Source organism: Pedobacter sp. Leaf176 (genome assembly GCF_001424305.1).
Classification (GTDB): domain Bacteria; phylum Bacteroidota; class Bacteroidia; order Sphingobacteriales; family Sphingobacteriaceae; genus Pedobacter.
The window spans coordinates 736,594-749,456 of record NZ_LMPD01000002.1 but is presented as its reverse complement, the minus strand read 5'-3'; the positions used below and the strand labels follow the sequence as shown (position 1 = coordinate 749,456).

At 36.7% G+C, this 12,863-nt stretch carries 16 protein-coding genes; 5 read left to right on the top strand and 11 right to left on the bottom strand.

Going from position 1 to position 12,863, the window contains the following annotated elements:
* Nucleotides 1-122 precede the first annotated feature (122 nt).
* From ASF92_RS08760 to ASF92_RS08745, 4 genes are all read left to right on the top strand, one after another.
* The gene (locus ASF92_RS08760; protein WP_056090948.1) at nucleotides 123-578 is read left to right on the top strand and encodes a hypothetical protein; all 456 of its coding nucleotides are present in this window, start codon (nucleotides 123-125) and stop codon (nucleotides 576-578) included.
* A 66-nt stretch (nucleotides 579-644) separates the two neighbouring features.
* Nucleotides 645-1,649, top strand: a complete 1,005-nt coding sequence (locus ASF92_RS08755; RefSeq protein ID WP_056090946.1) for a fumarylacetoacetate hydrolase family protein — start codon at nucleotides 645-647, stop codon at nucleotides 1,647-1,649.
* A gap of 112 nt (nucleotides 1,650-1,761) precedes the next feature.
* Nucleotides 1,762-2,649, top strand: a complete 888-nt coding sequence (locus ASF92_RS08750; RefSeq protein ID WP_056090944.1) for a flavin reductase family protein — start codon at nucleotides 1,762-1,764, stop codon at nucleotides 2,647-2,649.
* A 22-nt stretch (nucleotides 2,650-2,671) separates the two neighbouring features.
* Nucleotides 2,672-3,274 carry a YdeI family protein gene (locus ASF92_RS08745; RefSeq protein WP_056090942.1) on the top strand — a complete coding sequence of 201 codons (603 nt, stop codon included), beginning with the start codon at nucleotides 2,672-2,674 and terminating at the stop codon, nucleotides 3,272-3,274.
* Nucleotide 3,275: 1 nt separating this feature from the next.
* Here ASF92_RS08745 and ASF92_RS08740 read toward each other — a convergent pair whose 3' ends face one another.
* The 8 genes from ASF92_RS08740 to ASF92_RS08705 all read right to left on the bottom strand — a co-directional run bounded on the left by ASF92_RS08740 (nucleotide 3,276) and on the right by ASF92_RS08705 (nucleotide 9,140).
* Nucleotides 3,276-3,824, bottom strand: a complete 549-nt coding sequence (locus tag ASF92_RS08740; protein WP_056090940.1) for a C40 family peptidase — start codon at nucleotides 3,822-3,824, stop codon at nucleotides 3,276-3,278.
* A gap of 107 nt (nucleotides 3,825-3,931) precedes the next feature.
* Nucleotides 3,932-4,318, bottom strand: a complete 387-nt coding sequence (locus tag ASF92_RS08735; RefSeq protein ID WP_056090938.1) for a hypothetical protein — start codon at nucleotides 4,316-4,318, stop codon at nucleotides 3,932-3,934.
* Between the two features lie 59 nt (nucleotides 4,319-4,377).
* Nucleotides 4,378-5,079, bottom strand: coding sequence for an SDR family oxidoreductase (locus ASF92_RS08730; protein ID WP_056090935.1), 702 nt, complete (start codon nucleotides 5,077-5,079; stop codon nucleotides 4,378-4,380).
* Entirely contained in the window at nucleotides 5,079-5,504 is a 426-nt protein-coding gene (locus ASF92_RS08725) for a type II toxin-antitoxin system VapC family toxin (RefSeq protein ID WP_056090931.1), read from the bottom strand. The genes ASF92_RS08730 and ASF92_RS08725 overlap by 1 nt, the downstream gene beginning before the upstream one ends.
* A complete protein-coding gene (locus ASF92_RS08720) occupies nucleotides 5,482-5,736 on the bottom strand; it encodes a hypothetical protein (protein WP_056090928.1) in 255 nt (84 codons plus the stop codon). The genes ASF92_RS08725 and ASF92_RS08720 overlap by 23 nt, the downstream gene beginning before the upstream one ends.
* A 236-nt stretch (nucleotides 5,737-5,972) precedes the next feature.
* On the bottom strand, nucleotides 5,973-7,751 hold the full coding sequence (locus ASF92_RS08715; protein WP_056090920.1) for an aromatic amino acid hydroxylase: 1,779 nt from the start codon (nucleotides 7,749-7,751) through the stop codon (nucleotides 5,973-5,975).
* 127 nt (nucleotides 7,752-7,878) lie between these two features.
* Complete coding sequence (locus ASF92_RS08710; protein WP_056090919.1) at nucleotides 7,879-8,364, bottom strand: GtrA family protein; 486 nt, start codon at nucleotides 8,362-8,364, stop codon at nucleotides 7,879-7,881.
* Between the two features lie 86 nt (nucleotides 8,365-8,450).
* Entirely contained in the window at nucleotides 8,451-9,140 is a 690-nt protein-coding gene (locus tag ASF92_RS08705; RefSeq protein ID WP_056090917.1) for a CAP domain-containing protein, read from the bottom strand.
* A 139-nt stretch (nucleotides 9,141-9,279) separates the two neighbouring features.
* Here ASF92_RS08705 and ASF92_RS08700 point away from each other — a divergent pair, with 139 nt between their 5' ends.
* The gene (locus tag ASF92_RS08700; RefSeq protein WP_056090915.1) at nucleotides 9,280-10,476 is read left to right on the top strand and encodes a C40 family peptidase; all 1,197 of its coding nucleotides are present in this window, start codon (nucleotides 9,280-9,282) and stop codon (nucleotides 10,474-10,476) included.
* Nucleotides 10,477-10,538: 62 nt separating this feature from the next.
* Here the strand turns inward: ASF92_RS08700 and ASF92_RS08695 are convergent, their stop codons facing one another.
* From ASF92_RS08695 to ASF92_RS08685, 3 genes are all read right to left on the bottom strand, one after another.
* Nucleotides 10,539-11,303, bottom strand: coding sequence for an SDR family NAD(P)-dependent oxidoreductase (locus ASF92_RS08695; protein ID WP_056090912.1), 765 nt, complete (start codon nucleotides 11,301-11,303; stop codon nucleotides 10,539-10,541).
* An 86-nt stretch (nucleotides 11,304-11,389) separates the two neighbouring features.
* Nucleotides 11,390-11,797: an AraC family transcriptional regulator gene (locus tag ASF92_RS08690; protein ID WP_056090896.1), complete on the bottom strand. Its 408-nt coding sequence runs from the start codon at nucleotides 11,795-11,797 to the stop codon at nucleotides 11,390-11,392.
* Between the two features lie 55 nt (nucleotides 11,798-11,852).
* Nucleotides 11,853-12,692, bottom strand: a complete 840-nt coding sequence (locus tag ASF92_RS08685) for a ThuA domain-containing protein (RefSeq protein ID WP_056090894.1) — start codon at nucleotides 12,690-12,692, stop codon at nucleotides 11,853-11,855.
* Nucleotides 12,693-12,863: the final 171 nt, after the last annotated feature.

The window sequence follows — 12,863 nt, the reverse complement described above, 5'->3', positions numbered from 1 at the left end:
CAATTGCATCGTTTACGAGGTTGATATGTAATGCTTTTAAAATCATGATTTTGGTGCTGCTAAAGTAATGATTTTATTTTGAACATAAAATTTGTTTATATTTAAAATATCACAAGATAAATATGAAATTTCTTATAGCGTTGTTATTTTGCTGTTCTGTTTCATTTTATGCATCGGCCCAAAAGCGTTGGAAATATAAAATTAAGGTTGTTGAACATCAAGGAAAAAGGCATCGCGGATTCTTTTATGCGGCGGAAGATAATCAGTTGACTTTAATAAAAAGCAATGGTGATACAATAAGATTAGAAACAGAGCAAATAGAAAAACTTTACATTCATAGGCGCGGAATCGTTGCGCCTGTAGCCATTGCGACTGCAATTGCTGCTGCCGCGTTTGCCATTGACAACCCAAATGCACTCGAAACAGCCGTGATTATAGTTGTAGGTATACCGATAGGCTTTTGTGTTGGCCTGGTTGCTGGCGAACTTTTTGCCAATAAAAGGTTTTATAAAAAACTTAACGTCAATGATTTTCCGTTGATAAAGTCAGATTTGCGGCGCTATACAGAGGTTAAATAAATAATTTTTTGCTTTTTTATTGCTGCCCTAAATCATTAGCTTTACCGCGTATTTTAACCAAATTATATGAAATTAGTATCATACAAAACTGAAGACAGGGTACATCTTGGCGTTTTTATAAATGGCCACATCTATAATTTAAACAGTTGCGATAAATTACTTCCCGATACCATGAGTGAGTTTTTACAGGGTGGAGAAGTGCTGATGGAAAGAGCTAAAAAGGTTGATGTACAAATCAAGGATGGAACGATTGTAGCAAAAGAAGAGATTTTTTATGAGATTATGGCGCCAGTTCCGAATCCTACAAGCTGCAGGGATGGTTATGCTTTCAGGCAACACGTAGCAGCTGCCCGTAGAAATAGGAAAGTGGATATGATTCCACAATTTGATGAGTACCCTATTTTTTATTTTACGAACCACAATGCAATTCAGGGCACCGGCGAAATTGAATGCATGCCCGATCACTTTGAAAAGCTCGATTTCGAACTTGAATTAGCCATTGTGATTGGCAGAAAAGGAAGAAATATTAAGGCCGCAGAGGCCGACCAATATATTGCAGGATATATGGTGATGAACGATATGAGTGCCAGGACCTTGCAGATGGAAGAAATGCTGTTGAACCTCGGGCCCGCTAAAGGAAAAGACTTTTCTACTGTTATTGGACCCTGGTTAGTTACGCCAGATGAACTGGAGCAATATAAAGTAGCGCCGAAAGATGGTCATACAGGCAATGCCTACGATTTAAAAATGACCTGCCATGTAAACGGCATTGAAGTTTCCCGTGGAAATGCTTCAGATATGGACTGGACCTTCGCCGAAATCATCGAGCGGTGTGCCTATGGTGTAGACATTTTACCAGGAGATGTAATTGGTTCCGGAACTGTAGGAACAGGCTGCTTTTTAGAGCTAAATGGAACCGGGCTATTAAATGATCCAAATTATAAGACCCAGTGGTTGCAACCAGGCGATGTCGTTGAAATGGAAATAACCGGATTAGGTGCCTTAGTAAATACAATTACCAAAACCGATACTGATTTTTCTATTTTAGGTTTGAAGAAATTAAAAGGTTAATGTTGTTGTAAAGTTAGAATGTTTGGGAAAAAATTATTTGCATCCAAAGCATTTCAGCTTCTTAACAATTAAAATGTTAAACTTCCTGACATCAAATTAAAACACTTCAATCTTGATAACCTTAAAAACCGAAGAATTATCGGCCTTACAACTCCAGGATTACCTGCAATATGCAATTGCTCCGCGTCCAATTTGCTTTGCATCAACCATTGATAGTGAAGGGAATGTAAACTTAAGTCCGTTCAGCTTTTTCAATATGTTCAGCACAAAACCGCCTATCTGCATTTTTTCTCCGGCAAGGCGTGTTCGCGATAATACGATAAAGCATACTTTAGAAAATGTCCTTCAGGTAAAAGAGTGCGTGATTAACATTGTTAATTATGATATGGTTCAACAGATGAGTTTAGCCAGTACCGAATATGCGAGAGGCATTAATGAATTCGAAAAGGCCGGTTTTACAATGTTGAAGTCTGATATTATTGCACCGCCGAGAGTTGCTGAAGCACCTGTTCAGCTGGAGTGTGTTATCAATGACATAATACCTTTAGGTGATGCCCATGGTGCAGGCAATTTGGTTTTAGCTGAAGTCAAACTGATCCATATCAATGAAGAGGTTCTAGATGAAAACGGCAAAATTGACCAGCAAAAGATGGATTTGGTGGCTCGTTTGGGTGGCGATTGGTATTGCAGGGTAACCAGGGATAACTTATTTAAAGTCGCAAAACCTTTATCAAAATTAGGAATAGGGGTGGATCGCCTGCCAAAAACAGTTCGCTTATCGAAAGTGTTAACAGGTAACGATTTGGGTATGTTGGGGAATGTAGAAAAGCTTCCAACAGAAAATGAAATCGACTTAATCAGCCAGTTGGCAGAAGTTAAAGACGTTCTGGATGCTACAATCGGTGACGTTACAAATAGAGAAAGGGAATTACATGAACTTGCGCAAAACTTTTTAAAGCGAGGTGAGGTAGAACTTGCTTTAAAGATTGTTTTACTTTAATTTTAGGTATAGCAAATAAAATATGCATACAATCGTAGGTGTAGATCAGTATATCGCCAATTCGGCAGAATTCGCAATTCCGATTTTAGAGCATTTGAGGAAATTAGTGCACCGTGCAGATGCCAGAATTGAAGAGAAAATAAAGTGGAGTATGCCTTTTTTTGATTTTAAAGGGACGGTTTGCCACATGGCTGCATTTAAAAATCATTGTGCTTTTGGTTTCTGGAAGGCATCATTGATGAATGATGAATATAAAATTTTTAAAGACAGGTCGGAAGCAATGGGCTGGCTGGGGCAGATAAAATCTTTTAATGATTTACCTGACGATGATGTTTTGATCGCTTATATCCAACAAGCTATTAAACTTAACGAAGACGGAATAAACCTTCCTCCAAAACCTAAATCTTCACCGAAGGAACTTGAAGTACCAAAATATTTTATTGATGCTTTGCAGGAAGATCCATCGGCATTAGCAACTTTTCAAAATTTTAGTTATTCAAATAAAAAAGAATATGTAGAGTGGTTACTCGAAGCCAAAACAGAAACAACGAGATTGAAGAGGCTTGAAACGGCCATAGAATGGATTGCTGAAGGAAAAACGAGGATGTGGAAATATAAGAAGTGAGTTATAAAATGCTCACGATTTTCATAAACCTGTTTTTGTAATGGCCGTTAAAAGATGTAATGGTTACGCCATGTGCTTTTCCGGAGGATGCATGAATAAATTTAATACCCGATTCATCAATTGAATACACAATGCCTACATGGCCAATCCTCCTTATCTTCGAGTTGCTTCCCGTAAAGATTAAAACATCACCAACTTTGGCATTTTCAATACTGGTTTCTTTACCGGTGGCGCTAAACTCTCTTGAAGAACGAGGTACCTTAAATCCAAAATTGCTAAATACGTAACTTACAAATCCTGAACAATCGAAACCAACTTTTGGATTGCTGGTTGCATAACGATAAGGAATGCCGAGCATACTTTTGGCAAAATCTATGAGACTGGTAGAATTTGTTTTGCTGGAACTCTTTTGAACTTCTTCGATATTTTTAGGAAGGTTTTCGCTCAACTTTTTAACCAGTTCCTGATACTGAGCAGGTAGTTGAGTCTGGGCTTTAACTGCGGTTGCAGACAAAATGAAAAACGAAATTACGACTAATATTTTCTTCATATGTTGGGCGCAAATATAGATAAAATATTTTAGGCGGGTTAAAATGTTGAAAATGAGCATTAAAATACATTCTGAACATTTAGATTCAGAATGTATTTATCAAAAGATTAAATGCTTGGGAACATCGTTTGCGCTCTTTCTCCAATAAACGGTATTGGTTTTTTTGCTCCATTAATTGCGCCAATTAAGCCGATAATCCATAAGATTAAAAATCCAACCTGAACGATTCTTAATAAGTAATAAATGGACAATCCGCCTGTTGAGACAATCAATATTCCAAAAAGAATTCCTAAACCCCAACTTATTACCGTCGTGGCAAGATGAAATAATAGTGTTTGCCTTAGCTGATAACGAGCCAAATCGGTCTTATTATCTTTATACATGGCAAAATAAGCAATTAACCAGCCTATAAACCAAAAATAGCTTACTATAGAAGCAGCTTTGCCATTATCAGTCGATACTGGATTTGTTTGAAAGGGATTATTTGTTTCCATATTTTAATTAATAGATTTATGATATTCTAAATAACAAATAATTTTTAACATATCAAGTTTTAAGGCGTTGTTACTGCAACTGGAATAATTTTTCCGTTAAAAAACTTGTGTCCGGTTCTGGCGAAATCGGCAATATATTTTCCCATTTCAAAAGCCATAACCGGACTTTGGTAACCTGGAAAGGCAGCTTCTAACATTTCTGTTTGCGCCGATCCCAAGGCCAGACAATTAATTTTAATACCGGTTTCTGCCAATTCAAAAGCCAGGCATTCGGTTAAAGTATGTAAAGCCGATTTACTTGCCGAATAAGCAGACAAGCCTGGGAATTTTACGCTTCCCTGAAATCCGCCCATGCTTCCTATATTCACAATGTGACTGCCGGCCTGCATTAATGATAGTGTATTTTGTATCATTCTGAAATGCGACATAACGTTGCTTTGCAACATTTCGCCCAGTTCTTGTTCAGTTGTGTCTAAAAAAGGTTTGTTTATTAAAGCGCCAGCGTTGTTAATTAATATATCTATGGTTTCAAGGCGTTCTTTTAAAAAGGGAATTAGAGCTGCATAATCATCATTTACAATATCAAACTCCACTGGTAATAGCGTACAATCCGGATTTATGCCTTTGGCGATTTCTAAAAGTTTACGCAGTTTATCAGCAGAGCGCGCAATTGCTACAATTTTGTTTTCTTTTTGTAAGCTTAATTCTAATGCAGTTTCAAATCCAATTCCACTACTCGCACCGGTTATTATTATGTTCATTAAAAATAAAATTTGTTGTAATTTAATATGACAAGAAAAGCGTTTAATAAATTTAAGGGGTTGAAAAGCTCAATATTGCCATTTATCTTATCAAAATCAGCAATGTTATTTGTAAAGAGTTTTCCATTCATTACGCAAGCCGTGGCATAAATAATAGCATCAGGAAGTTTTATCTTATTGGCCCTTCTTATAGCAATCGTTGTATCTACTATAATATCATCTAGAGAAACAATGTTTAAAGAATTGATTAACTCAATAATATACATTTCTTCCAGTCTGTTTTTAAACGCATATCCAAGCAACTCCATTTTTGAAATTATCGAAATAGAATAAGTCATGTTTTCTGCAAATACTTCCTCGGACGCCAAAAGTTTTTTAGATAAATAGATAACAATATTCGTATCAAATATTATGTTTCCATTCATCTCTTAAATCACTTTGCCACTTAGACGGATCTTTAATGTCTTTGAACATTAAATTACCCTCAGTCTTATCAATTGCCTGTTTTAATTTGTGATAAGAACCTCTTGGTTCTTTAACCATGTTCGGTTCATGATTTTTGATGTCAACATCTTCGACGAAAGATAATGCCTTAAGCATCTTTTCAAGAAGCGCAGCATTTTGTTCATTATCTACTTTTACTGTGATGGTTGTCATAAAGTAAAGTTAATAAAATTAAAGATATTAATCAATCTTCAACAGGCAATTGATTGAATGGAATCTTGGGAACTTGTTTAAGTTTATTTAACGCTTTTACATTAGTCTGAACTTTGCTTAAGACCTCTGTTGCACCTTGTTTCTATAGTCTCAACGTAACAAGCTAGATAGATTAAGTAGTTGAGTTTCGATTAGCATACTGTAATTTAATTCTCCCCCATGTGCAAATCTTTCAGTTATTCTATTAGCAGCTGACTAACCGGATTTTTAATTACATGCAGGCCGTCGTGAATTAATTTGGCGTGTTCCGGTTCCCTGCCAGCTTTAAGTTCCAAATAAATCTGTACTTCTTTTTCCAGCTGGTGGTAAATTTTTTTATGGTAAACCAGTTCCAATATTTCTAATGCACAGAGCCAGTCATTTCTATGGTTTAGCTTAAGTTGTTTAAAAATAGTTTCAAGTTTTTCAAATCCTGTTGCGCTTTCTCTTATTTCTCTAACAGTTTTATAAAGTTTATGTAGGTCAGTCGTCTTTTCATCATAAACAATTTTTCCTGTCTTCTCCTTGCTTATCAATACAATTTCTTCATAGGCATCTTTATCGGCAGCGCCATTGAATACGGAAACTATGTGTGCTCCCACGGCCATGTCGTACATACCCCATTCCGGTTTAAACAAAACATTTCCATTGCTTTCTGTTACTTTACAATCTGTAAAAGAGATTAAAACAATTTTTTCGTTTTCGACAACGATGTCTTTAACCAGGCCTTCGACATAAATACCGCTTTCAAAAACTAAGTTCGATTTCGAGTTAATCTTAATGCCTGTGGTGTTAAGTTCATCAATAGTGTAATCCTCCAGCGCTTTTGATGCGTCTTTTAATTTACCAACTGGCGATGAGAAACCATCTTTATGGTAATTCTTGCCGTGTCCATTCAATTGCTTACCATTAAGAGCTAATGCGCAAGGGCCGGTCGCTTTTATAAAGATAAGTTCATCTTTTTCATTGATACCCATGTCCGTAAAAATGCCGCTTACCTGTAAACCAGAACTGTAAACGGCGGTTGCAACATTCTTACAATTTATGGCTTTCATTATGCTTTCTGTTCCGCCGCGTCTGAAAGCCATTGTATCTGCGAATTGTTCTAAAACATCAATCAGGTTCTGGAAGGTTTCTGTTACAAAAAGCTGCGGTTGAGTTTTGGTGATGTCGTACGGGTAATTAATGGTGTCTATGTTATACCATAACTTTTGAACATCTTTTTGCATACATGAAGCACTTTCGCCAATAGATGACAGTAGGCCAGCTCCGTAAATTTTCGGGTCTTCCAGCGTGCCAATCAAACCATATTCTACAGTCCACCAATGGAGCCGGCTTAACAAAGCCATTTCTGATGGTTCACCCATGTTTTCGCTGATGTTGAGCAATTTTTTCTCGGCCGTTGCAATTTGCATTTCATTGGAATTAACCGCTTCTTTTAAAATAGAGAGGTTTCTGATTGCTTCATAAAGTTCAAAATCTTTTGCAGAGAACATGGCTTTTGCGCCAATTGAACCAAAATAGCTGAGGTAGTTATTGTAGTCAGCATCGGCTATAATGGGTGCATGACCTGCACTCTCATGAATGATATCAGGCGCCGGTGTATATTCTATATGGTTGATTTGCCTGATGTCGGCCGCAATTACCAATACCCGGTAAGCCTGGTATTCCATAAATGCTGCAGGTGGAATGAAACCATCAACCGTGACTGCGCCCCAGCCAATCTTGCCTAAATTATCGTTCATGGTTTGCAAATCGGGAATATATTCTATACTAAGTCCGGCCCGCTGCAAACCTTTTATATATGGATAATAAGCAACATCTTTAAGGTAGCTATAATTCTGACGCATTACATAACGCCAAACGGCCTGGTCTACCGGTGTGTATTTCCCGTAGTTTTGGGCAACGATAAATTGCTTCAAATGCCCGGGCAATTTAGCTACCTGCGCATTATTGAAATCATTAAAAATGCTCATTAAGTATATACTAAGTTAGTCTGCAACTAAGTTAGCTAGTTACTTCAACCTAAACAAGAAAGCCACTGATTAATTAACAGTTGCTGATTGATAAATTATATTCCAATGCACGTCTTTTAAGGCACTATTATTTCGCTTTGATCTTTTTTACACTAAATGTAAAATAGTGTTGATATAAATAACTAAAGCCGGCAATTAAAACTGAAACAACAACTTTAGATACGGTTGGATATATACTTAGTACTTCAATAAAAAACTTTTGCATCACATAGGTTAAAAGGATATTAACCAAGTTAAGGTTTAAGAATCGGAGCAGTTGAATATGTGCTTTTACCTCACTATGCGTAAAAATTACGTATCGGTTAAGCAAGAAACTATAAGGTATTACAACCAGGAAATCGACAGCCAAGGCGGCAGTTTCTCTTTTAAGAGTAAAGAACACAAAGTTTACATCATCAGTTGAAAACAGGTGATGAAATGCAATATAGTAAACTATGTTACCTAATAACCAAGTGCTGCCACCTGTTGCCAGGTACCTGAAATTATGCTGAGAAATAAAGCTTTTAAACGGTGGATAGAAAAAATCGATTATGGCCAGAATGAGTTTTCGCATATTAAAACTTTATGCTTGCAAAGGTAGTTTATTTAAGTACTAATTACGCTTTATAGATGAAAATTACCTTGCAGGTTAGCAAACACTCATCGGCTGTTCACGCTTGTGACAGGCTGTGCTAAAAAATCGATAACTGCACACCAACTGTAAGATGGGTGCGGTTGAATACTTACACCTACTGTGTTTAATTTATATTTCTGATCGAGCAAGTTAAATCGATGACCCAGAGATGGCACACCGCAGTCTAGCAATAAATGACAAACGATGTCTAAGCTGTTTGAATAGCCAAAATCTATATTTTCACTTATCGCTTTTCTCGGGAATTGTTTTGATACTCTTGTAGCGAACGATTCACCATTGCTACTTTCATGTGTATCCAGATTATTGCGATTTAGATCAATTGCATGGCTTCTACTTATAGAACATAATTTTTCATCAGGATAAAACATGGGCAGGTTTTTAATTCCTCTTACGTGTTTTAACAAAGAGTTATAATAAGGGTTGTTGCGAGCGATTTTTAACTCATTATAGTTTCTGTATTTTTTTACCTTTTCATTGTAATTGTTGATGTAATCTTCAAGAAAAGTATAATAAAATTTTTCGCCATCGATACGAATCAAATTCATATAGAATATAACATTTTTCTCTTCACTGGTTAAAAATGAAGAATTTGATGCAGTATTCGCCTTTCTAAATTCAGCGTCTGTCCATGACTGAGCAGATGCATTGCTGCCAATTATAACAAGGATAATTGAAATATAAAAAAGGCGATTCATAAATGATTTTTTGATGGATAACGTCAATAAAATTTATTTATTTCTTTACCTGTAGAAATTGACGACGATTAATTTAGTAAGCAATTATTTACAGACATTAGTTATTCTAAAAACTAATAATCAGTAATTTTAGCTAGTTATGAAAAAAATCATCGTTTTTTATTGCCTCCTGGTGGTGTCTATTTCTTTAAAAGCACAAATTGATACCGCTACTTTCAGAACAATTTCGAATCAAATTAAAAAAGAATTTGCACCTGATAAGCGTTCAGTTTATTTTAACGTTCAAATTAAAGGGGATAGCATTTTCATTGAAAGTACATCAGAGCTAGCTTTGGCTGAAATGGATAAACAAGTAAAAGAAGTGCAGGGTTTTACGAAGGTAAATTCTTTACTACCATCGAAAGACTTAAATGGAATGGAATTCGGTCTGGCAAATCTTTCTGTTTGCAATAATCGCGGTGCGCCACACAATTCAGCTGAAATGCTTACGCAAATGATTTTAGGTACGCCTGTGGAAGTTTTAAAAAAAGTTGGTGGTTATTATTTGGTTAAAACACCCGATGGTTATTTATCTTACACAGATGGCACTGCGGTGAGTGTTATGAGCAAAGATGATTTTAATGCATGGAAAAAATCGAAAAGAATAGTTTATCAACTGGATTTTGGTCATGCATTTTCCGAGCCTGATATAAATTCAATTCGAGTTTCTGACTTGGTTAAAGGCAATATCCTTCAAGTTTCAGGTGAGGAAAAATCTTATTATAAAGTACGTTTTCCAGACAAAAGAATGGGTTATGTCAAAAAAACAGAGGTTAATTTTTTTTCAGAATGGGAGAAAAAAGCGAATCCGAATGCTGACGCCATTCTTGCAACCGCCAAAACTTTAATTGGCGTTCCTTATTTATGGGGAGGAACATCTGTTAAAGGGGTAGACTGCAGCGGCTTCACTAAAATATGCTACTTTTTAAATGGAATTATTATTCCAAGAGATGCCTCCCAACAAGCATTAGTAGGTTCAGCTGTAGATGTTTTAGATGCCGATTCGATTAGCGTAGAAAAGTGCCTTACGAATTTACGACCAGGCGACTTACTGTTTTTCTCAGCAGCGAAAAGGATAGGTATTAACGGCGGGCGGGTTTCGCATACCGCAGTTTATATGGGTAATGGCGAATTTATTCAAGCTGCAGGAATGGTGAGAATTAATAGTCTGGTTCCAACTGCTTCTAATTATGATGAGCATCAAAGTAAAACCCTGGTAAGTGCCAGGCGGTTTTTAACAGAAGTAGGAAAGGCAGAAATTACCCGGGTGGACAAGCACGGTTGGTATGGAAATTAAATTATTGAATTGAGCGGTCAGAAAGGTTTTTAACTTCTGACCGCCCAAATAACAAGCAACAATTACAAAAACATACCGCCTGATGCTTCAATACGTTGTGCATTAATCCATTTTGCTTCTTCAGTACAAAGAAAAGCTATTACACCACCAATATCATCTGGCATGCCAACACGACCTAGCGCCGTTTGCGATGCGATCATTTTATTTAAGTGCTCATTATCGCGAACTGCACCTCCGCCAAAGTCGGTCTCTATAGCACCCGGGGCAATAATATTAACGTTAATGCCTCTAGCACCTAATTCCTTAGCCTGGTATTTTGTTAAAGTTTCCATTGCACCTTTCATTGATGCATAGGCTGCATAACCAGGCAAAGCAAAGCGCGCTAAACCTGTAGAAACGTTCACAATACCACCACCATTGTTTAATATGGCCAATACTTTTTGAGTCAAAAAGAATACACCTTTGAATTGAATATTTAGTAAGGTATCAAACTGCGCTTCGGTGGTTTCTTCAAAAGAGGCATGAATACCAACACCTGCATTATTAACCAGATAATCCAGTTTATCTGCATTGAAAACTGATTTTAAAGCTGATTTTATCTCGTTAATAAAACCATCAAAACTTTTGGTGTCGCCAACATTTAACTGTAAAGCAGCTGCATTAACACCAATCTCCTTTAACTCTGCAACGGTTTCTTCTGCGTCTCCTTTCTTCGATTGATAAGTAAGAAGGACATTTAAACCTTTTTTAGCTAAATGAATAGCAGCATTTTTCCCTAAGCCCCGGCTTCCACCGGTTACAAGTACAATTTTATTTTGTGTTCCCATTTTCTTTTAATTTGATAAACAAAGTTAACCGGAAACCTGCTTTTAAAATGGTGATAGCTTAAGTTAAAATGGTGAGTAGTTAAGTTTTATATGGTGAAAATTTCCTTTTTTTCTGCCAGTGATTGAAAATATGCTTCTCGATATTGCTTTGGTGTTTGCCCCGAAAAGTGTTTGAAAAACTTGGTGAAGTTAGATGGATCGTATGTTAAAACTCTGGCAATTTCAGATATCGGTGTGCTTATATTTTGCAACATCGATTTTGATATTTCCATTAATCGTTCTTCAAAGAAAAAACACGGTGAATGACCTGTTGCGGCCTTGATTGTGTTGCTAAAATGGGTTGGGTGTACATGTAATATTTCAGCAAAATCCCTTACTTCAAACATTTCTGTTGCACGCCCTGAAACGATATCTGCAAGGTGCTTATCCAATTCTATTAAATAGTCGGCTGCAATTTCGTGTTGGCGGGCAAAGAATTTTTGAGGGATTTTCATGTTCTATATTTTGAATCCAATTCAAATATAAAAGGGAATAACCTGAAACCATAACCTACTTCACTTTTTTACCTGTACCTAACCATATCAAGCCGTTCAGAATCATATTATTCTGTGCTTCATTGTCGAAAGTAAAAGAAAGCGTTCTGTTAGTATTGTCATATTTATGCTCATAATCCATATCATTATGGCCCATATTAATATAAATCATTTTGTAATTTTTGTTACTCCAAACGACAGGATAATAACCGCTTTGCCATATTTCATGACTTTTCGGTCCGGTTCCTAATGGAAAACTGGCCGAATCGATTGCAAGAAGAATTTTAATGTCAGGGTTTTTTCGCAGATCATTTTGCCAGCGGTACCATTCATTAGGTTGTGCCTTAAAGGTTGCAGGTAGGTTTTTATTTACCGGATGCTTTTTATCTTCAACTTTCAAAATGGCCGAAGTAGGCCGCCAGGTATTGCTACCATAAGCACCTGAGCCTAAAAAGGTATTGTGGTACCAGTACCAGTTCATATCGTAGGCAGATTTTTCCAGGGCGAAAGCAGCGAAATGGAAGCCCATCCAGGCACCGCCGTTTTCCATATACTTTTTAAACGCCGCTCTCTGCTCTGGTTCTTCAGGGCGGGTATCTAAAAATAGAACGACCTGGTATTTTGAAAGAAATGCTGCGTTTAAATTATTCCAGTTCGAAGTGGATTGGTAGCTGAAGTTATGTTTCGCGGCCATTTCTGGAAAGTACCGGTTAGCCTCGTTCACAAAACTAACATGGGCTAAATCGTTTTTACCAGTGTAAAAGGCAATAACATTAAACTTTGGGTGTTTTGATTGTGCAGAAATTGCAGTTACCCAAAATAGCGATAAAAAAATTGCCAGGACTTTTCTACTCATTCAGTTAGATTATAATAGCTAATTTAACTAAATATAATGTCGGGGCTCACTTTTACTTGTCTAAAACTGATTTTGTTTATCCTGTAGTGATTTCAATCGATTGATAATTTTTCTGCAAAAAAAAGTCGCAGGTATTGATCCCTGCGACATCTATCAATATTCAGCTTAGCT

Bases quoted from the DNA above. Each gene is read 5' to 3' on its own strand.
- ASF92_RS08760 (WP_056090948.1), top strand. From the start codon at position 123: ATGAAATTTCTTATAGCGTTGTTATTTTGCTGTTCTGTTTCATTTTAT.
- ASF92_RS08755 (WP_056090946.1), top strand. From the start codon at position 645: ATGAAATTAGTATCATACAAAACTGAAGACAGGGTACATCTTGGCGTT.
- ASF92_RS08745 (WP_056090942.1), top strand. From the start codon at position 2,672: ATGCATACAATCGTAGGTGTAGATCAGTATATCGCCAATTCGGCAGAA.
- ASF92_RS08740 (WP_056090940.1), bottom strand. From the start codon at position 3,824: ATGAAGAAAATATTAGTCGTAATTTCGTTTTTCATTTTGTCTGCAACC.
- ASF92_RS08735 (WP_056090938.1), bottom strand. From the start codon at position 4,318: ATGGAAACAAATAATCCCTTTCAAACAAATCCAGTATCGACTGATAAT.
- ASF92_RS08730 (WP_056090935.1), bottom strand. From the start codon at position 5,079: ATGAACATAATAATAACCGGTGCGAGTAGTGGAATTGGATTTGAAACT.
- ASF92_RS08725 (WP_056090931.1), bottom strand. From the start codon at position 5,504: ATGAATGGAAACATAATATTTGATACGAATATTGTTATCTATTTATCT.
- ASF92_RS08720 (WP_056090928.1), bottom strand. From the start codon at position 5,736: ATGACAACCATCACAGTAAAAGTAGATAATGAACAAAATGCTGCGCTT.
- ASF92_RS08715 (WP_056090920.1), bottom strand. From the start codon at position 7,751: ATGAGCATTTTTAATGATTTCAATAATGCGCAGGTAGCTAAATTGCCC.
- ASF92_RS08710 (WP_056090919.1), bottom strand. From the start codon at position 8,364: ATGCGAAAACTCATTCTGGCCATAATCGATTTTTTCTATCCACCGTTT.
- ASF92_RS08705 (WP_056090917.1), bottom strand. From the start codon at position 9,140: ATGAATCGCCTTTTTTATATTTCAATTATCCTTGTTATAATTGGCAGC.
- ASF92_RS08700 (WP_056090915.1), top strand. From the start codon at position 9,280: ATGAAAAAAATCATCGTTTTTTATTGCCTCCTGGTGGTGTCTATTTCT.
- ASF92_RS08695 (WP_056090912.1), bottom strand. From the start codon at position 11,303: ATGGGAACACAAAATAAAATTGTACTTGTAACCGGTGGAAGCCGGGGC.
- ASF92_RS08690 (WP_056090896.1), bottom strand. From the start codon at position 11,797: ATGAAAATCCCTCAAAAATTCTTTGCCCGCCAACACGAAATTGCAGCC.
- ASF92_RS08685 (WP_056090894.1), bottom strand. From the start codon at position 12,692: ATGAGTAGAAAAGTCCTGGCAATTTTTTTATCGCTATTTTGGGTAACT.